The 18,541-nt window shown below is 49.0% G+C and carries 16 protein-coding genes; 8 read left to right on the plus strand and 8 right to left on the minus strand.

Annotation, left to right across the window (positions count from 1 at the left end; all coding sequences use genetic code 11):
* Positions 1-12: 12 nt before the first annotated feature.
* The 3 genes from mtgA (at position 13) to OM95_RS13665 (ending at position 1,933) form a co-directional block, all read left to right on the plus strand.
* Entirely contained in the window at positions 13-762 is a 750-nt protein-coding gene (gene mtgA, locus OM95_RS13655; RefSeq protein ID WP_041874887.1) for a monofunctional biosynthetic peptidoglycan transglycosylase, read from the plus strand.
* Positions 763-843: 81 nt separating this feature from the next.
* Positions 844-1,260, plus strand: a complete 417-nt coding sequence (locus OM95_RS13660) for a hypothetical protein (RefSeq protein WP_041874889.1) — start codon at positions 844-846, stop codon at positions 1,258-1,260.
* The gene (locus OM95_RS13665) at positions 1,244-1,933 is read left to right on the plus strand and encodes a hypothetical protein (RefSeq protein WP_041874891.1); all 690 of its coding nucleotides are present in this window, start codon (positions 1,244-1,246) and stop codon (positions 1,931-1,933) included. Before OM95_RS13660 ends, OM95_RS13665 begins: the two co-directional genes overlap by 17 nt.
* On the opposite strand, the gene OM95_RS13670 is transcribed toward OM95_RS13665, so the two are convergent.
* On the minus strand, positions 1,866-3,086 hold the full coding sequence (locus OM95_RS13670) for an MFS transporter (RefSeq protein ID WP_041874893.1): 1,221 nt from the start codon (positions 3,084-3,086) through the stop codon (positions 1,866-1,868). The genes OM95_RS13665 and OM95_RS13670 overlap by 68 nt on opposite strands.
* A 151-nt stretch (positions 3,087-3,237) precedes the next feature.
* Here OM95_RS13670 and OM95_RS13675 point away from each other — a divergent pair, with 151 nt between their 5' ends.
* The 4 genes from OM95_RS13675 to OM95_RS13690 all read left to right on the plus strand — a co-directional run bounded on the left by OM95_RS13675 (position 3,238) and on the right by OM95_RS13690 (position 8,211).
* The gene (locus OM95_RS13675) at positions 3,238-4,374 is read left to right on the plus strand and encodes a CapA family protein (RefSeq protein WP_041874894.1); all 1,137 of its coding nucleotides are present in this window, start codon (positions 3,238-3,240) and stop codon (positions 4,372-4,374) included.
* A 49-nt stretch (positions 4,375-4,423) separates the two neighbouring features.
* Positions 4,424-4,915 (plus strand): Cys-tRNA(Pro) deacylase, encoded by a 492-nt coding sequence (gene ybaK, locus OM95_RS13680; RefSeq protein WP_041874895.1) that lies wholly within the window; start codon positions 4,424-4,426, stop codon positions 4,913-4,915.
* A gap of 89 nt (positions 4,916-5,004) precedes the next feature.
* A complete protein-coding gene (locus OM95_RS13685) occupies positions 5,005-7,503 on the plus strand; it encodes an ATP-binding protein (RefSeq protein WP_041874896.1) in 2,499 nt (832 codons plus the stop codon).
* Positions 7,504-7,524: 21 nt separating this feature from the next.
* The gene (locus OM95_RS13690; RefSeq protein WP_041874897.1) at positions 7,525-8,211 is read left to right on the plus strand and encodes a response regulator; all 687 of its coding nucleotides are present in this window, start codon (positions 7,525-7,527) and stop codon (positions 8,209-8,211) included.
* A 53-nt stretch (positions 8,212-8,264) separates the two neighbouring features.
* On the opposite strand, the gene OM95_RS17375 is transcribed toward OM95_RS13690, so the two are convergent.
* The 7 genes from OM95_RS17375 to OM95_RS13730 all read right to left on the minus strand — a co-directional run bounded on the left by OM95_RS17375 (position 8,265) and on the right by OM95_RS13730 (position 17,332).
* The gene (locus tag OM95_RS17375) at positions 8,265-9,644 is read right to left on the minus strand and encodes a murein L,D-transpeptidase catalytic domain family protein (protein WP_291516412.1); all 1,380 of its coding nucleotides are present in this window, start codon (positions 9,642-9,644) and stop codon (positions 8,265-8,267) included.
* A gap of 245 nt (positions 9,645-9,889) precedes the next feature.
* A complete protein-coding gene (locus OM95_RS13705) occupies positions 9,890-10,630 on the minus strand; it encodes a hypothetical protein (RefSeq protein WP_041874899.1) in 741 nt (246 codons plus the stop codon).
* Between the two features lie 38 nt (positions 10,631-10,668).
* On the minus strand, positions 10,669-11,775 hold the full coding sequence (locus tag OM95_RS13710) for a Gfo/Idh/MocA family oxidoreductase (RefSeq protein ID WP_041874901.1): 1,107 nt from the start codon (positions 11,773-11,775) through the stop codon (positions 10,669-10,671).
* An 8-nt stretch (positions 11,776-11,783) separates the two neighbouring features.
* The gene (galE, locus tag OM95_RS13715) at positions 11,784-12,806 is read right to left on the minus strand and encodes a UDP-glucose 4-epimerase GalE (RefSeq protein ID WP_041874904.1); all 1,023 of its coding nucleotides are present in this window, start codon (positions 12,804-12,806) and stop codon (positions 11,784-11,786) included.
* A 12-nt stretch (positions 12,807-12,818) separates the two neighbouring features.
* Positions 12,819-13,967 carry a UDP-galactopyranose mutase gene (gene glf / locus OM95_RS13720; protein WP_291516414.1) on the minus strand — a complete coding sequence of 383 codons (1,149 nt, stop codon included), beginning with the start codon at positions 13,965-13,967 and terminating at the stop codon, positions 12,819-12,821.
* Between the two features lie 9 nt (positions 13,968-13,976).
* Positions 13,977-16,142, minus strand: a complete 2,166-nt coding sequence (locus OM95_RS13725; RefSeq protein WP_041874942.1) for an SDR family oxidoreductase — start codon at positions 16,140-16,142, stop codon at positions 13,977-13,979.
* Between the two features lie 5 nt (positions 16,143-16,147).
* Complete coding sequence (locus OM95_RS13730; RefSeq protein WP_291516416.1) at positions 16,148-17,332, minus strand: glycosyltransferase family 1 protein; 1,185 nt, start codon at positions 17,330-17,332, stop codon at positions 16,148-16,150.
* A gap of 173 nt (positions 17,333-17,505) precedes the next feature.
* Between OM95_RS13730 and OM95_RS13735 the strand changes: the two genes are divergently transcribed.
* Positions 17,506-18,541, plus strand: a 1,036-nt coding sequence (locus OM95_RS13735; protein WP_041874906.1) for a sugar-binding domain-containing protein, incomplete at its 3' end; no start/stop codon positions are given.

Consider the following 18,541-nt stretch of genomic DNA (forward strand, 5'->3'; position numbering starts at 1 on the left):
ATTCTAAAATCGATGAAACACTACTGGCCCCGCATTCGCACTTGGATCATGAAGTTGATGCTGCTTTTTATGGTAAGCAGTCTGGGCGCCGTTTTGTTTTATCGCTTCGTACCTGTATTCATAACACCGCTGATGGTGATCCGTTCCGTGGAATCTTTGTGGGGAGAAAAGTTTGTCGGCATTGCCAAAGATTGGGTGCCGTTGGAAGATATTTCTCCCTCGGTGCAACGAGCCGTCCTGAAAGCTGAAGACTACCGTTTTTTTGATCACAATGGTTTTGATTACGACGCTATTCAAAAAGCGATGAAGTACAACAAAACCCATAAACGGAAAAAGGGTGCTAGTACGATCAGCCAACAAACGGCGAAGAACGTGTTTCTGTGGCCTCATCGTGATTGGATTCGCAAGGGTTTCGAGGCGTATTTCACCGTGCTTATTGAATTCGTCTGGCCGAAAGAGCGTATTTTAGAAGTGTATCTGAATGTCATCGAGTTGGGGCCCGGAGTTTATGGCGTTGAAGCCGCTTCACAGAAGTTCTTTAAAAAAAATGCGAAAAGACTTTCGCCTGCGGAAGCTTCTCTGATTGCGGCCGTGTTGCCCAACCCACGTCGCTTTCGTATTGATCGGCCCTCGATCTACGTGATGGCTCGACAACGAAGAATTCTCAACCGAGTGTCGCCAGAAATTCCTAAGGCGGCAGAGGCTTCCCTGTTGGATTTCTTAGATCTTAAGTTCCAATCCGAAGAAGACGAAGACAACTAAACAAGACCGGCTCTTGATAAACTACACATTGACCTAAGACGGATCTTTCCCAAAATGGGGGATGCAATCTTAGGAGGCTGCATGAGATTTCTGTCGTTCATCGTGGTCCTACTTTTATTCATCTGTTTAGGGGCCTGCAGTGCTTCTAAGGACGACAAAATTCCAGAGCCGACGCCGGTAGAGCCCGTCGTGGATACGAAGCCTGTCGCCGCTGAAGATCTTCAGTTTTTTATTGTCAGTCGTGAGGTTTTTGCAGCCAGTTGTTACGAATGTCATAATCGCGCCCAGGGGATGATCCGGGGCGGAATTGGCACCGACATCTATGAAGAGGTTCTGGAAAATGCCCAACGTATCTATCAAAAGACGGTGATTGAACGAACGATGCCGATGAATGCCAGCCTCACGCCCCGACAATATAGTTTGTTAAAAGCCTGGCTGGAAGCTGGTGCTCCGATGAATACCGAGTTAGAATACTCGAACTATGACGTCGAAAAATAAAAAAAGAAAGATGGTGGAAGCCATTGAGCGCCGTGGGTGTCTTCTGGTGTACCCCTTGCAGAATCGACCAGAGCCGGCCAGTCTATGGTCAGAACTCTATCCGCGCAGTAAAATGGTGTGGGAATGGGATGCGGATGCCGACGGCCGTGTCAGTGAAATGTGGATTCTGCGCGAAGAACTTTCGCGCAGTGAAGACGTTGTCTATGCAAAATGGTTCCGCAACCGGGCCACTTTTTTTTCAAAAAAAGTTTTTATAAATCTGCTGGCTTATTTTGGAACCTCCCACGAACGCGTGCACCTGCCCAAGGCCTCAGAGCAGGCCTTGGAAAGTTTTCTCATGGATTCCCCGCAGTCGACGAAAATCATCAAGGAAAATTTAGGCTGGCAGGGAAAGATGATGGAAAGTCATTACAATCGTGCGATGAAGCCGCTTTGGAACTATCTTTTTATCGTCGGTTATGGCGAAGTCGACGACTCCAGCTTTCCTTCTTTAAATATGGCGGCGACGCAGAATCTTTACGAAGACCTGTGGTTGGCATCCCAGCAGATCTCTGAAGAACAGGCCGAAAAATTTCTTTTAGAACATCTTGGCGAAAAGAATCTTTTTATGAAGTATGCGAAGCGTGTCCATGATAGCGCCAGAACTTTGGCAGACAAAAGGCCGTCACGATAACTGCGACGGCGCAAATCGCGCCACCTGCGCTGATGCTGAAAGGCACGGACACTTTCGCAGCCATCCAGCCCGCACGGGCATTGCCCAGCAAGGGGCCTGACATGTATGAAATCATCTCGATACCTGACAGGCGTCCGCGCAGTTCGTTCGGCACGGTTTCATTCCAAATAATTCCTCTGAATAGTCCGCTCATCATATCTGCAGCGCCGGCCAGTCCCAGAAATAGCAGGGCCACCCATAGGTGTTGCGCATAACCGACCCCGACGATAAACACCGCCCACAAAGTCGCCGCGATAACCACCGCTTTGCCATGGCGAGACACCTTCGCCGTCCAACCACTGAAGACCGTCATGATTAAAGAGCCTACGGCCATCGCTGAAAAAAGCAGACCGGCCGCAGAGGCGCCTCCCCATTTTTCCGACATCGAGGGGAATAAGGCCACCGGAAACGCAAAGGCCATGGCGACGATATCAATCAGATATGTCCCGATCAGCTCTGGTTTTGAGACGGCATATTTCAAACCTTCTTTAGCGTCAGTCCATGGCGAATTGTCCCGCTTTTCAGGATTGGGGATTTTGGACATCAGGTAAAGGGCGATAAAGGCGGCAACGAAACTGATGAAATCAAAAAGATAGGCCCCCTTGATACCAAAACTGGCAATAAGAATTCCGCCCAAGGCCGGGCCGACGATGGCCCCTGCGGAATAACGGAAACTTCCCAAGGCGCCCACAGCGGCATAGTCCTTTTTATCCACGATTTTTTGCGTTAAGGCATCCATCGCCGGGCGGTGAAATCCCAGAATACTTTGAAAAAGCGCGACCAGAATGAAAATCAAAGGAATTGAGGGTTGGTCGCTCCAGGCGTTTAGGGTGAGGCCCAGAATCATTAAGCTCATGAAAAATTCCGAGACCAAAAGAAGCTTGCGACGATCCAGGCGGTCCGCATAAGTGCCTCCCAGAATTCCGAAGATCAAAACGGGACCCAATTGCACCAGCCCCAGCATGCCGACAAGCCAGTTGTCTTTGGTCAGCTCATAGACCTGATAAGGAATGGCGACGTAGCTGACCATGCTTCCCAAGAACGAGATCATTTGGCCGAAGAAAAGAAGGCGGAAGTCGCGGTATTGTTTAAGGGGGGAAATATTTATAAACATTTCTGCAATTTAGAATTGGCCCCGGCAATTGTCAGTAAAATTCCTTGTCAAAAAGCCGCCCGCGCAGGCATGAAGAGCTGCAGTCTTTGTATTTTCGGAGAAAGCTTCGCTCAGTCTTTCTTCCGAATCAAAAGTGGAACAAGAATAAGATATGAAAGAAATGCTCCTCACCCCTCTGTTAGTTTTTGCGAACACCGCTTTTGCCGGACCAGATCTGACTTATTCCACGCCCTGTGATCCACGCAATCAGACCGCCACTCTTTCATTTGTGGGCGACATCCTGATTCATGATATGCTTTATAAATCCGTGGTCGCTGGCAGCAAAGATTTCTCGCAAATCTGGCGTCGCACCAACAGTCTGATGCAAAAAGCGGACGCTTCCATTGGCAATCTTGAAGGCCCCGCCGCACTGGGGATTGATCGTCAGGGACGGGACCACGGAGACGTGGGCTTCACTTATGATCTGAATATTTATTCTGGCACCAACATGGTCTTTAACTTCCATCCGCGCATCCTTTCGGACTTAAAAAAATCTGGATACGATTTATTGACGGTCGCGAACAACCATTCTTTGGATCGGTATTCCATCGGTGTTGATCGAACTGTTCAAGCCGCGCGAAATATCGGGCTTCCCACAGTAGGCACTCGCATAGCGCAGGAACGAAATGCCGAGTTTTATCAGATCCTGAATATTCGCAATATGCGCGTGGCTTTTTTGGGCTGCACGGAGATGACCAACGGGCGCACCGACAGCAAAGACCAGTTGCTGCTTTGTTATAGTGGCGAAAAAATTCGCACTCTTATCAGGGATCTTTCTTCACGTTCAGATGTGGATGCGGTGATCGTTCTTCCGCATTGGGGCGTTGAGTACAGTTCTAAACCTGATGCCAAACAGAAAAGTCACGCCAAGATGTTTTTGGAAGCCGGGGCCACCGCGGTCGTGGGTTCGCATCCGCATGTGTTGCAACCTTGGGAAAAATACGTGACGACGGATGGTCGTGAAACCTTGGTGATCTATTCCTTGGGTAACTTCGTCGCATTTCAAAAAGATGTTGAACGAAAAACCGGGGCCGTGGCTTACATTGGGCTGGCAAAAGAGGGAAATCGTAAAGCCACGATTTTCGGCGTGGGTTATACTCCGACATATCGGGACGGTTATGAAGTCTATCCCGTTGGCGCAGGCTCTTTCAAAGATGCTCAAAAGCATGCCGCGCAAATGTTTGGAACTCGTGGACGTATCGAGCCCGCCAGCACTTTGCTTCCGGCGCTCTGTGGAAACGGTCCGTAAAAAAGCTTCCGTTGCCTCGGTCTTGTTCGCGGTGCTACTGTCATAATAAATGAGTGAAAAAGACAAGTTTCCTATGACTTTGGCGATCCGCGAACTGCAAGCTCATAATGTGAGCTACACAGGACATCTCTTTCCTTATCAAGAAAAAGGCGGCACCAGGCACTCCTCGGAACAGCTTGGCGTCGATGAACACATCGTGATTAAAACCTTGATCATGGAAACTGAGGATAAATCGCCCCTGATTGTACTCATGCACGGGGACATGCAAGTTTCAACCAAACAACTGGCCCGGGAACTGGGCGTAAAAACCGTGTCTCCTTGTAAGCCCGAAGTGGCTGATCGGCACTCGGGGTATCAGGTGGGAGGAACTTCTCCCTTTGGAACGAAAAGAAAAATGCCCGTCTATATGGAAAAAAGCATCGCCGAACTTGCGCAGATTTATATCAACGGGGGCAAGCGGGGATTCTTAGTTTCCTTGTCTCCGCAAGAGGTCGTGCGTCTTTTAAAACCCCAGTACGTAACCGTAGGTATCGCGGAATGATCTCCTAGTGGACACGGGGTCCTCGGGCCTTGGTCCAGAAAGCCCTTCTAAGAGTACATTTCAAGACGTAAACAGCCGAAAAGATGCTTATGAATTCAGCATCTTTTTTCAAAGCTTTCGTGACCCGTTGGGGAGTGGAACTTTCTCTAGTTCTGTTGATCGCTTTGGGCGTCTATTTTTACCAACATCCGCAATTCCTAGTGTCAGCACATTCGGAGCCAATGTCTGACGAAGTTGTGACGACCTTACAGAAGATCGCCGAGATCATTGAACGCGCCGAAAATTCTGAAAAACTTTTCATCCACCAGCGCAAAGCTCAGGATCTGGCCGACTACAACCAACAGGTTCTTTTGCTGAACTATCAAATGGGTCAGCTTGCCAAGTTGGTCGTGGGGGACGAGGGGCTTCACAAAAAGTCTGTCCAGTTAAATCGTCTGTTGCATGGGCACTTTGAAGCCGTGAATAAAGTTCTGACGGAAAGACAACAGGGGCGCGCGGTGCGTGTACCCGCCAGCGCATCTATTTTACCTCAGGTTGCTGAAACCTTTCCTTTGCAGACGGTGTCTAAGCCCTTGTGGAAACGGACGGAATTCTTTTACGGTATTCTGGGTTTTTTGGCGGCACTGATAATCTTAAGTCGTCTGTGGCAGAAACAAGAAGTGCGTCGACAAAAATCTTTGGCGACGTCATTGCAGACACGTTCCATTCTTCTGGATAGTATTTTAAATAACATGAGTGAGGCGCTGATCGTCACAGACGAGCAGGGTTACTTCACGCACTACAACGCCGCGGCTCAACGTATTATCGGCACACGTATCAAGGAAGTGGCTACCACCGTCAGTGTCGAAGAGTTGGGTTTTTTCCACGTCGCCAGTGGCGAAGCTTATTCGCAAAAAAATCTTCCGTTCTATCGGGCTTTGCGCGGAGAGCAGGTGGATGATTTGGAGATTTTCGTACAAAATGAAACGCACCCCCAAGGTACTTATATTTCTTTAAGCAGTCGTTCGCTCAATGATATTCAGGGCGGGATTGCCGGTGCTCTGGTTGTTTTTAAGGATATCAGTCGACGAAAAATGATTGAACAGGAATGGGCTAAAGCTCGTGAGGCCGCTTTGGAGGCGTCCTTGAAGAAGTCGGACTTTCTGGCAGCGATGAGCCACGAAATTCGCACGCCGATGAATGGCGTGATCGGGATGACAACGCTGTTGGCGGATACGCCGCTGAATGAAGAACAAAAAGAATATGTCGGAACCGTGAAAAGATCGGCCGAGTCTTTACTGATGTTGATCAACGACATTCTTGATTATTCAAAAATTGAGGCCGGAAAAATCAGTTTAGATCCGCAACCCTTCGATCTGCACTTTCTGGCTCGCGATATCACTGAAATATTCCGCGCCACACTGGCGGAAAAGAACGTCGGATTGAAGCTGCAAATTTCGGAAAAAATCCCGAAATACTTTGTGGGTGATTCCGGGCGTCTGCGCCAAATTTTAGTCAATCTTATTGGCAACGCCGTCAAGTTCACTGAAAAGGGTTTTGTCAGTTTGGATGTGAGTCTGACTGAGGCGTCTGCGCAAAACCTTCATCTTAAATTTGAAGTCAAGGACACCGGTCCCGGTCTTAAAGAAGAAGAGCGTCGCTCGCTGTTTCAAAAATACTTTCAAACCAAAACAGGCGCCAAATTTGGCGGAACCGGATTGGGGCTTTCCATTTGCAAACAACTTGTGAATCTTATGCAAGGCCAGATCGGTGTTGAAAGTGTCGTCGGCTTGGGCTCTAATTTCTGGTTTACGGTCAGCCTTCCGATCGCGGCAGAACAGGATCTTCCGCGCCTGCAGGATGCGAAGTTTGCGAAAGTTTTCAAAGGGAATGTTCTGGTCGTCGAGGATCAATTGGTCAATCAACGAGTGGCGCAGAACTATTTGCGTAAACTCGGCTTGGAAGTTGAGGTCGCAGCCAACGGTCTTGTCGCTTTTGAAAAATGCCAAAGCAAAAAATATGATCTGATTTTTATGGACTGCCAAATGCCGGTTTTAAATGGTTTTGAAGCGACCAAAAAAATTCGGCAGACGGAACAGGTCACGGCATCCACAAGGACGCCTATCATCGCCCTGACGGCAGATGCCGGGGGGGCGGATAAGCTTGAATATGCTCATTCAGGCATGGATGGTTTTTTGGCGAAGCCTATTGAGCTGCCCTTGTTGTTCGAGGTCTTGCAGCGCTGGCTTCCGCTTCAGGAAAACACGTTGGATCTGACGGCTCTGGCGCAATTAGAAAGTTACATGGTGAAGGATCAGAGTTTGGTCGCGGCCTTGATTGAAGACCTAGAGGCATCGGCTCCGGGACTTATTTCGTCCATGAAGAAGTCTTTTCAAGACGTGGATGAGACAGGTCTCAGCGAGGCAGCGCACGCGCTGAAGTCTGCCGCCGCCACCCTGGGTGCCAAACGTTTGGCAGAGCTGTGTGCAACCGTTGAGGATTTGACGGATGTCTCTGGCGCAGCCGAATTTATCACCCAGATCGAAGAGCAGTTCGTGAATAGTCTGAATGAGTTGAAAAACTATTTGTCTGAAAAAAACGCCGCCTAAGAGGGCAGGAAGGAGAAGCGAATGGCAAAAATTCTTATCGTAGATGATCAGAAAAGTGTGTTGCTCACACTGGAAGCGCTTCTCGGCAAGGACGGGCATCTTGTAACTGCATGCACAAATGCCGTAGAAGCATTGCACTCGTTGGCGCAAAACACTTTTGATCTCGTCATTACCGACGCCGTGATGCCGGGAAGCGGTGACGGTTATGCGCTGACACGCACCATCCGCAAACAGCCGCTCTTAGCAAAAACTCCGGTGATTTTATTAACCGGGAAGCGCGAAAAGGCGGATATCGAAAAAGGCATCGAGTCCGGTGTGAACGATTACGTGGTCAAGCCGATTGATCCCGAACTGCTTTTGGCGAAGATCCGCAATCTTCTGGTGAAAAAACCAGAAGACACCGTGCAGTTTTCCTCTGCGGCTGTGAATTATAAAGCGGAATGGGAGACAAAGACCGAAATCGTAACCTTGTCTGAATTAGGCGTGACCATTTCGTCATCGGTGGCGGTGCCAGTGGGAAAGATTCTTCGTTTGAACTCTCCCATCTTTGAAGAGATCGGGATTCCCAAGGTTCCTTTGCGTATTGATTCTTGTGAAGAGATTCCGGGGCCGGAACCTCTTTATCGCATTCAGGCGCATTTCGTGGGTATTACCGAAAAAGAACTTTCGCCGATTCGTCTTTGGATTCGTGCGCGAAGAAATTATTGAGTGTTCAATAACTTCTCCGCGCTATCGGCAAACTGGGGATGCTCTGCCAAAGATCACTTACAAATAGGCAAAGATCTGACCATAGATGTGATCTGACTGATTTTCTGATACTGACTGTTGGTTTTAATAACGGCCCAGTAAGCACCCGAACCCAGCTTAATCACCCCTTTTTTCGCGACTTGTTTAGCCATGATACCGACACCGCAGTGAAGATTGATGTAGGGATCTAAAATGGTCTTCTTAGGATCGGTTGAGCTTAAATACTTATCCTTGCTCCAGTCAAACTTACAGAAATTCCAGCCAGTGATGTCCTGGTAAGATAGCTGCAGCAGCCCTTCGGAATAGACCGGTTTTTTGGTCACCGGATCTGTGCCCATCGTTGTTTCGTGCATGCGGGACAAGGGATTGTAGTTGCTTTCAAATTTTGTTATCGCGGAAAAAAGCTGAGCCCACACATTCGCGCGCTGATTGTTGTTCAAAGAAGCATACCGAGGACAGAAGTCTTTCATGTCACTTGCGCCTTTAAGCAGAGAGCTCCAATCATTCAGAACCAACTTCATCAAGTATTGTGACCATTGCTTGCGCTCTGGATTGGAGGAGGTCTCCCATGAGAGGGCGTGCATGGAATACGTTCCCCCATCGCCTGGATTGGCGGGAATGGAAGGCGCTTCAGTGCTTCCGGTGTCCACGACCGCATAAACCATACTGCCACCTTTGAGGTACTTGATGACGGCATCACGATTTTCCATGGCGACAGCCGGGCAGCCCCAACTCCGTCCTTGGATAATACTCGATTCCTGCACATAGCTAGCGCCGTGGATGACGATGGCGCGCGCTCGGGCATTGGAGTTTGTGGTCGACAGGCCATCCAATCGTAAAGACAGGCCATTGCTGCCATTATACGATTCTGCCGCTTTATAAATCCCCAGAGAGCTGGCATTGGAGCCAGAGACGTTGCTAAATTTCTCCGCGATACCATCGTGGTTTGCATCCGACCCCTTGCCATGGGCCACGTGCATCGCCCACACACTTCCGGTTTTCATGTTGATGATGTAAAAACGTTTTTCTTTTGAGCTTTGTCCAAAGTTAATGATGGAAAGATAGTTTTGATTTGAGAATCGGGACTTGTTCTGGTGAAAGTAAATAAGAGCTTCTTCTAAGGATTTGTAAGGGACAATGTGGGTAGGATCGACGTGGTCATAATTTTTTAAGATGGCCTCTTTTTGTGAGTCGGTCACATCCCCTGTGGTGTCAGCGATCGGTTTTTCGATCGTTCCCGAGGGTGTTTCCGCAATCCCTTCTGACGTGGGATCGTCGGGCAGGGCGGCTTCTCCTCCGCCGCCATTACTGCAAGCCACCATGGCTAGCAGCGAAGTTGTTAAAAGCGCAGTGCTAAAACGTGAGAATAATGTTTTTCGTTTGCTAATTGGCATTATTCCTCCATGAATTTGTGCGTTAACAAACACTAACGGAGGACTTACCCAGACTGTGGCAAAAACATTACAGACACTCTAAAATCCAGACAAAGTATCTGGAAGTTTTGTAATAAACCGGACAAAAGATGGTGCAGGTGAGGCAGGAGCGTGGCTCTGGTGGCTGATTTCAGAGAAAAAAGAAGGATTCACCTGGAAAAAGTGAATCCTTCTTTTGATTAGTTTTTTAAGAAAACATTTCGTTTTTAATAGGTGTTCGAAGAACGATGACTGCGATTGACTTGATCATAGTCATCAGAGTCTTCATCCTCATCTTCCCAACGGCTGCTGCGACCATATCTGGTTTCTTCATCGTCGTCGCTGAAGTTTCGGCTCATGCGTTCGTCATCAAAGTCACGGCTGCTATAGTTCATGCCCTGACCACGGCTTGAGCTGGAACTTCCGCGTCCGTAGCGTGAAGAACGGTCTTCATCGATATCTTCAGAGTAGCGGCGTTGACTCATACCGCGCTCTTGATCGCTGTAGCGACCAGGATCACGTCCCGAATAGCCTCGATCTTCACTCCAGCGTTCGCTGCCGTAGCTGCGGTAAGGCTCTCGTTCCGAACCATAACCGCCGCTGTAGTTGCGCGAACCCTCATAACGTCCATAGTCTTCGCGGCCGTAGTCATCAGAATATCCGCGACTCCCGCGAGATTCATACATGTCATCTCGGCTGGAATCTTGGAAACGACGCGAGCCTTGGCCACCGTAGTCTTCGTAGGTGCCACGTCCGCCGCCACCTCGGGATTCGAAATAGTCTTCATAGCCGCGGCCGGAAGAGCTTCCGGAAGCCCGGCGACTTGATTCGCCAGAGCGAGAGCCCGTTCCGCCAGAACGCGAAGATGAAGTGCTCGAGCGTGAACCCGAACCAGATGACGATGAACGAGTTCTACCGGTAGATCCTCTGCCTGAACTGCTCCGAGAGCTGGTTGATCTAGTAGCCATGTCTTCCTCCTTGTTGTGGCTGAATGTCAGCCAAGTATTTAGTTGTGCGGGCTGCGCGCGTGAACGACTTCGGGTTCCGTACGAGCCGGCTTTTTTATCTTTTGCTCTTCCGACGGGCGTGTCGTCTTTTTGAAATAATCCAGTTTGACAGGTCGGCCGTACCGAGCGGACTCAAAGAGAGCTTCAATAATCTTAATATCAAGAAGACCCTCTTCAGCGGAAGGTTCGGGTTGCTGTTCTTTCAAGATACATTCAGAGAAGTATTCCAGCTCTGGACCAAACTGATCGTGTTTTTTGAAAGTGTAGGTCTTGTCTTTGCCATTGATCGTGGTGGTTAACTCCATGTCATCCGCATATTCATAGGCGTTTTCCAGGCGCAAACAGCCCTTGGTGCCAATCAGATCATAAGCCGCGCTGTCAGAAGCGCCAAAACTGATCGTGAATGTGGCGACGCGAGTTTCGGGAAAGCGAAGTGTGACAGACATCATCTCTTCAACTTCACTAAACCGCTCGTCAGAGCTATTCATTGTCCAGGCGAAACATTCCACCGGCTCGTCGCGAAAAAGATAGCGGGCGGCATTAAGGCAGTAAACGCCGATATCTAAAAGGGGACCGCCTCCTTGCTCGGCTTGCAGACGAATGTTGGTGGGATCTGTCAGTTGATAAGAAAAAAGAGAATTGAAAATCCGCAGTTCCCCTAGTTTTCCGCTTTGTGCAATTTCAATAGCCTTTAGATTGGCTGGATCAAAGTGAAGGCGATAAGCCACCATCATTTTGACATTGTTGCGGTCAGCGGCTCTCATCATCGCGACGGCGTCGGCAACGGATGTGGCGATGGGCTTTTCGGTTAAAACGTGAATTCCTTGATACGCGGCTTTTTCCGCGAACTCGCGGTGATGGGCATTGGGAGTTGCAATATAGACGGCATCGATAAGACCACTGCGCAAACATTCTTCGTAGTCATCATAGTGATAAAGATTTTCGACCTTGTACTTCTTTCCCAGTTTTTTGAGTTTGGTTGCATCTCCGGAAACCAGGGCCGTCAATTCCGAATTCTTAGCATTTTTGAATCCCGGAAGGACCGCAGTCTGGGCGATGTGACCCAGGCCGACAACAGCGTATCGGATTTTTTGATTTTCGTTCATAGTTCCTCCTAAATTTGTTGATACTGTGTTTGGTAGTCGGCGCGTTTTTCGCTATATCCCTGGGGATGCGTGCGATGCCAATTCCACGCGTGGGTGATAATGGTATCGATGTGCGGGTACATTCGTTGCCATCCCAACTTGTTTTGTATTTTTTGGCTGGAGGCAACCAGCACGGCCGGATCGCCTGGGCGACGACGTTCTTCTTTGACTATAAATTCAACCTGGGTCGCGCGTTCGCAGGCTCTTAAAATTTCACGCACAGAAAAGCCTTTTTCACTTCCGATGTTGTAGATGTCGTTGTTGCCGGGACGTAAAGACCTTAGAGCCAAGGTGTGGGCCTTCGCCAAATCCATGACATGCACGTAGTCCCGAATGCAGGTCCCATCGGGCGTGGGATAGTCCGCACCAAAAATTTTTACTTCCGGTTGAGCCTGAAGAGCGGACTTCAGAATGCGCGGGATCAGATGGGTTTCATGCATATGATCTTCTCCCATGGAGCCGTCCGGTGCTGCACCGGCGACGTTGAAATAACGAAGAACTGCGTATTGCAGCCCATGGGCCTGCGCAAAGTCCTCGAGGATCATTTCGACCATCATTTTGCTTTTGCCATAAGGGTTCACAGGTTGGCGCGGATGATGTTCTTCGACGGGAATGTCTTGCGGCTCGCCATAGACGGCCGCCGTGGACGAGAACACCAGTTTTTCAACATGGGCCTCATGCATGGCATTTAAAAGTGTCAAAGTGTTGGCGACGTTGTTGTGATAGTATTTGTATGGATTTTCCACGCTTTCCGCCACTTCGATATTGGCAGCAAAATGCATCACCGCTTCGATCTTATATTCATTGAAGGTTCGCGATAACAATTCGCCATGGGCGGTGCTTCCGGGAATAAAAAGAGCGTCAGCGTGAAGCGCTTTTAAATGTCCCTCAGAAAGGTCATCCAGAACCAAAACCTGATGGCCCTCTTCAATAAGTTGGCGCACCACATGACTTCCAATATAGCCGGCACCGCCGGTGACAAGTACACGCATAATTTCCTCCTGCTAAATCGGGGAATGGCTAAAGCGTGGCCATTCAGTTAAATCTTTCGAAAGACAGATTTTAGCGAGATCCAAGGATTCGCCAATAACCACATGCATATCCAAGTAACGATAAGTTCCCAGTCGGCCAATGAAGGTCACATTGCTTTCTGACTCTGCCAAAGAAATGTATTCCTTCAGCAAGGCCATATCCTGCGCCAGACGCAGGGGATAGTAGGGCGTATCCCGCTCAGAGCACAGGGCGCTGTATTCTTTGAAGCAGACTGTTCGCGGGTGTTCTTCCCACGGCGCGAAGTGTTTGTGTTCAGTGATACGGGTATAGGGCACTTCTTCTTCGCAATAATTGATTACCGGATTTCCCTGAAAATCCCCGTCAGCGACAAATTTTTCAAATTTCAAAGTGCGATAGCGCAAACGTCCCCGCTGAAACTTGAAGTAACCGTCCATGGGACCGCTCCAGAAGATGTGGTGGAACTTGTCTTTGTCGTCAGCGGAAAGGCGCGTCTTCAGACACACCTCGATCAGCGGATGATCCAGAATTTTTTGTACGATGGTGGTATAGCCGTCGACGGGAATCCCCTGGTACTTCTGATTGTAATAATTGTCGTCGTAGTTGAATCGCACCGGCAAACGTTTCAGTATCGACGCCGGCAATTCTTTAGGTTCGACACCCCATTGTTTTTTCGTGTAGCCATAAAAGAAATTTCGATAAAGATCGGCACCTAAAAATTTCAGAGCCTGTTCCTCGAAAGTCTGGGGTTCCGCAATGTCACTCTGACCTTGATTGCCCAGAAATTCCTCAGCCTGGGAGGGCGTCATTTTCTTTTGAAAAAACTGATTGATCGTCAAAAGGTTGACGGGCAATGAAAACACGCCCTTTTCCGTGATCGCTTTCACACGGTTCGTAAACGGCATAAAAGGGGACCACTTGTTAACATAGTCCCAGACATCCTGGCGACTGGTGTTAAAGATGTGAGGACCGTACTGATGAATCATCACATTGGTTTCCGTATCACGCGTCGTGTGACAGTTGCCGGCCACATGGTCGCGTTCATCAAAAACCGTGACTTTAAAATTTCCGCTTTGGGCCAGTTCACGAGCTATCACCGCTCCGGCAAAACCGGCGCCGGCAATTCCAATCTGCATTTTCATCGTCTCTCCTTAAAAAATCGCAACTTCTAATTGTTGAAAATAGCGGTCCAATGCATCGTCCAGATTTGGCAGAATGCGATAGCGTTCACTGCTTAATGAGCTGTGTGCAGGACGTCGGGCCGTGGCCCCCATCTCTTGATGGGTTTTTCTAACAATGTGATCAGTTTTTTTGTCGGGCAGACGACAGACGGCCATCGCCGCAAAGTCACCCCAACTGACATCGGCATCATTGGTTAAATGAATCAGCCCCTTTTCGTGATCCACCAGAAGATCCAGGCACGCATGGACCAGATCGGGTACATAAGTGGGTGACACTTTCGTGTCGTCCGCGGCATAGAATTTTAAATTTCGGTTCACCGTCTTAAGGCAACGAGTGATAAAGTTGGACTCATCCCAGGGGCCGAAAAAAGAGCTCGTTCTAACAACCAGCGCATTTTCATCTGCCGTAAGGACTTTTTCTTCTGCCTGCGCTTTCGAACGCCCATAGACATTCAGGGGGGCCACCGTATTGCTTTCTAGGTAGCGACTTTCTTGGTGTCCATCAAAAACCAAATCCGACGAGAACGTAAGGAAACGGATTTTTTCTTGGGCACATTCTTCCGCCAGGATTCGGGGGCCTTCGACATTTTCTTTGAAACACTTCAAGGCTTCAAACTCGGCGCGGTCCACTTTGACGTAGCCGGCGGCATTAATGACCGCCCAGGGTTGTAGATCTTGCAAGACCTCTCGAACTTTTTGACGGTCGGTAATGTCTAAGCCGGCGCGATCTAAAAGATAGAACGGGATGTTTCGCATACCGCATAGACGAGCGAACGCGCGGCCTAAGGTGCCGCGACCGCCGGTAATCAGAATGGATTTACGACTTTTTCCGGGCGGGCGAAGAGTGGAAAATAAAGCTGCGGGTGCATAAAGGGCCCTTTCAGGAATTCGCCAACGGGTTTCTTCGTTCAGCAGAGGATGTGCAAACACACCGGTCGTGGCCAATGATTTCACCATGTCAGTCAAGACGGTGGCGCGAGGTTTTCCTTCGGGCGTGCGCAAATCAAAAACGCCCGGTTCATAAAAATTTTCCTCCCGTGTACAAAGAGAGTTCCAGTTAAAGGTTCCCAGCAGACTCCAGGCCGTGACGGCGCGGACATCAGCACCCTCACACGACAGAGTTTTAGCCGCATTCCAAATCTCCGCTAGCCACAGCATCTGATCTTCGCGATAGCCGCGAGTGTGGACCTCGGTCACCGCCAACGGAATTTGATAGCGATCCCAGACTTCTTTGAAAAGGCTGTAAGGCGAGGCCGAAGTCGCTTGGCCTGAATCGATGGCGCCGACATCCGCATAGGCATGTAAATGATTTCCGCCGTGAAGAAAAGAGGGATAAAGAGCAATTCGCTCATCTAAAAATCTGTTGCTTAATTGATAGTGATTAAGGCCCAGAAGATCGGGAACGCAGGGGTTGTCCTGAAGCCAGTGTAGTTCGCTCTCTGTCAATCCGTTTTTGAGATAGGCATACAAGGGATGATCCTTTGTCACTCGTCCCGAAAGTAGATCAAAACTCAGCCAACGACGGTGGTTTTCAAAATCTCTTTGGTATTCCAGAAGTTTGGTGCTTTCCACGCGTCCGACGTCTTCGGTCTGAATCAATCGTGCCTGGGGATTGATTTTGCGAATTTCTTGCATTGCTAAAGAGGTGGCTTTGCATTGCCCGTACACCGCTTGTATGAAGCTTCGATCGTCGTGTCGATGGGGAAACCAATGACCGTATAGACAGCTGAACCGGGCCGTCGTCAGAATTTCGTTGATCGGAGTATAATCGTAGATCCAAGGATAGCGGTTGGCAAAATCCCGGGCATAGCGCGCGAACTTTTCCGGAAAATCAGGGTCTAGTAAGTGGGTAAACAAAGGTCCGCTGCCATGATGTAAAAGGCCAGCGATCGGGATCAAACCTCTTTGCCGAAGAGCTTCCAGACGCTGATCCATTCCTTGCCAGTTGTAAACGCCTTCCCGGCTGGCCACTTGTTCCCACAGACAAGGGTAGCGTATTCTCTCTGCACCTAATTGCGCAAAAAGATCCAGATCGCCTTCTCGCAGAAGATGGCCTGAGCTATCCAGTTGGTTGAAGTAGCGGTTGCCAACCCGATTCAATGTGCATTCGATGCCAATCCACAGTTGCGGTTTCATCACAATCACATTCCGCGTAAGAAGTTGATGTTCAGTCTTTCCGAAGTGGGCCTTTCGGGTCGTAACGTCTTCAACTGATTGAAATTCGTTTCCAGTAGGGCCATTTTTTTCCAGGTCTCGTCCCAAGAAATATCTTTCAGAAATTCATCAACGGCATCCAACCAGTTGGAATCGTATTTGCGACGCTCTAACGCTTCTTCGATGTGAATTACAAATTCTGCAGCGGTGTCCCCAATAGCCACTAACTGGCGGTTGCCGTAAGGTTCGACAACATCGCGAATCGAGGTCGAGACCACAGGACAACCTGCCGCTAGGTATTCGGGAGTTTTCGTAGGACTGATGAAGCGAGTTGCGTCGTTACGGGCAAAGGGCATCAGGGCGCAATCCCATCCCGCCAAATATTTAGGAAGATCGGAATAGTCCTTTTTACCCAGATAGTGAATGTTGGGAAGCTTCGGTAGTAAGGCCGGATCGATCTTCACCACTGGGCCAATCATAATGAAATTCCAGTCGGGGCGAAGTCGCGCCAAGTCTCCAATTAAATTTGTATCCATTCTTTCATCAATGACACCGATAAATCCCACACGAGGGTGAGGAATAGGCTTTTGATCCTCAGGATCATTTTTTTTGCTGCGAGCCGAATTGAAATGATGAACATCAATCCCGCTTGGGAAAGCATGTACATTTTCATGCATCTCTTTTTTGGCCTCGTAAAGAGAATACCCGCCAGTGAAGACGAGGTCGGCTTTCTTTAAAAGTTCCAACTCCAAATCCAGCAACTCGCGGGGGGCGCCGTGAAACTTGGAAAGTTCGTCCATGCAATCATAAATAGTGACGGCGGGGGAAAGATGGCGGCTGAAATTCAGGGCCATCGGCGTATAATACCAAGTGGAGTAGGATTCGATGAACTCTTCGGACATTAAGTTATCCAAAAGTTTTTGTAGAACCAGGTCATGATCTTTAGGACCGATTCGTTCTGGTAGCCGAGGGACCACCACCGTCACGCCTTCTTTGGATTGTGTCAGTTCCAGCTCGGCTTCCGCACTAGAATGAAACAAAGGTTCTTCGACAAAGTAGACTCGACGAAAGGTCGCAAACCGCGACATAAGATGTTGAGGTCTTTGGAAAACAAAATTCCAACGCAAGTGAGAGAAGACAAGTAAGTCTGAAGCTTCGCAAGTAAGACTCATGGCGCACCCTTCGAAAGTATGTTGTGGAAGTGTTTTTTTGGTGTTTCTGATTCTGCGACCATTCCGAACTTGCTTACAAAAGGTCTCGCGGGCCGGTGCCTAAATACATAGTGCGAAAACGACAACACGCTTTCATATTTAGAACCAATCGCGCAAAGTGACGCGGAGGGCTCATGTCGCACAGAAATGAAAATACTCTCGATCCCTATCCCCGAAAAAACTTTCAACGCAGTAATTGGATGTCGCTCAACGGAAACTGGTCTTTTCTTTTTGATGACACGCATGAATTTTCGCATCCTGCTCAGATAAAGAATTGGCCGATGAAAATTCAAGTGCCGTTCGTGCCTGAATGCAAAGCCAGCGGCATTGGTGATACGGGTTTTCATTCGCGTTGTTGGTATCAGCGTCGTTTCGAGATCCGCAGAATTGCCCGTAAACGTATTCTTCTGCACTTTGGCGCCGTCGATTATCAAGCCAAAGTGTGGGTGAATGATTTGTATATGGGGTGCCACGAAGGCGGACATACTCCTTTCACTATGGATATCACCGATGCTTTGCACGATGGCGGAGATCAAGTCATTTCCGTGTGCGCTGACGATGATCCGTTCGATCTGGCAAAGCCGCGCGGAAAGCAGGACTGGCAAAAAGAGCCTCACAGCATCTGGTATCCCCGGACAACAGGGATTTGGCAAACTGTGTGGATCGAAGAAGTTTTCGAGATCTATATAGAAAAAATCCGCCTGACTCCTTTAATTGAAAGATGGGAAGTGGGTGTTGAAGTCTTTTTGGCGGGACCCCGAGTCGATGGCTTGCAAGTGCGAATTCGCATGGAGTGCGACGGAAAACTTTTGGCCCAGGATTCTTACGATGTCGTACACCAGGAAGTTCATCGACGGATTGCCTTTTCTGATCCAGGCATCGATGACTTTCGCAATGAACTTCTGTGGAGTCCTGAAAAGCCCACTCTGATCAATGTTCATGTTGAATTGTGGGATCGAAACTTTCTTCTCGATAAAGTAAAAAGTTACACGGCCTTAAGAAGTGTTGCATTTCACGGCGATCGCTTCATGTTGAACGGTCGACCTTACTATCTGCGTATGGTTTTGGATCAAGGCTACTGGCCAGACACCTTTATGACACCGCCGTCCTCTGAAGCTTTGAAGAAGGATATCGAACTGGTGAAGGCGGCGGGATTTAATGGTGTTCGCA

The sequence above is a fragment of the Bdellovibrio sp. ArHS genome, assembly GCF_000786105.1.
Classification (GTDB): domain Bacteria; phylum Bdellovibrionota; class Bdellovibrionia; order Bdellovibrionales; family Bdellovibrionaceae; genus Bdellovibrio.

What these genes read in the sequence shown, in the direction of transcription:
- mtgA (WP_041874887.1), top strand. Translation starts at nt 13, where the DNA reads ATGAAACACTACTGGCCCCGCATTCGCACTTGGATCATGAAGTTGATG.
- OM95_RS13660 (WP_041874889.1), top strand. Translation starts at nt 844, where the DNA reads ATGAGATTTCTGTCGTTCATCGTGGTCCTACTTTTATTCATCTGTTTA.
- OM95_RS13665 (WP_041874891.1), top strand. Translation starts at nt 1,244, where the DNA reads ATGACGTCGAAAAATAAAAAAAGAAAGATGGTGGAAGCCATTGAGCGC.
- OM95_RS13670 (WP_041874893.1), bottom strand. Translation starts at nt 3,086, where the DNA reads ATGTTTATAAATATTTCCCCCCTTAAACAATACCGCGACTTCCGCCTT.
- OM95_RS13675 (WP_041874894.1), top strand. Translation starts at nt 3,238, where the DNA reads ATGAAAGAAATGCTCCTCACCCCTCTGTTAGTTTTTGCGAACACCGCT.
- ybaK (WP_041874895.1), top strand. Translation starts at nt 4,424, where the DNA reads ATGAGTGAAAAAGACAAGTTTCCTATGACTTTGGCGATCCGCGAACTG.
- OM95_RS13685 (WP_041874896.1), top strand. Translation starts at nt 5,005, where the DNA reads ATGAATTCAGCATCTTTTTTCAAAGCTTTCGTGACCCGTTGGGGAGTG.
- OM95_RS13690 (WP_041874897.1), top strand. Translation starts at nt 7,525, where the DNA reads ATGGCAAAAATTCTTATCGTAGATGATCAGAAAAGTGTGTTGCTCACA.
- OM95_RS17375 (WP_291516412.1), bottom strand. Translation starts at nt 9,644, where the DNA reads ATGCCAATTAGCAAACGAAAAACATTATTCTCACGTTTTAGCACTGCG.
- OM95_RS13705 (WP_041874899.1), bottom strand. Translation starts at nt 10,630, where the DNA reads ATGGCTACTAGATCAACCAGCTCTCGGAGCAGTTCAGGCAGAGGATCT.
- OM95_RS13710 (WP_041874901.1), bottom strand. Translation starts at nt 11,775, where the DNA reads ATGAACGAAAATCAAAAAATCCGATACGCTGTTGTCGGCCTGGGTCAC.
- galE (WP_041874904.1), bottom strand. Translation starts at nt 12,806, where the DNA reads ATGCGTGTACTTGTCACCGGCGGTGCCGGCTATATTGGAAGTCATGTG.
- glf (WP_291516414.1), bottom strand. Translation starts at nt 13,967, where the DNA reads ATGAAAATGCAGATTGGAATTGCCGGCGCCGGTTTTGCCGGAGCGGTG.
- OM95_RS13725 (WP_041874942.1), bottom strand. Translation starts at nt 16,142, where the DNA reads ATGAAACCGCAACTGTGGATTGGCATCGAATGCACATTGAATCGGGTT.
- OM95_RS13730 (WP_291516416.1), bottom strand. Translation starts at nt 17,332, where the DNA reads ATGAGTCTTACTTGCGAAGCTTCAGACTTACTTGTCTTCTCTCACTTG.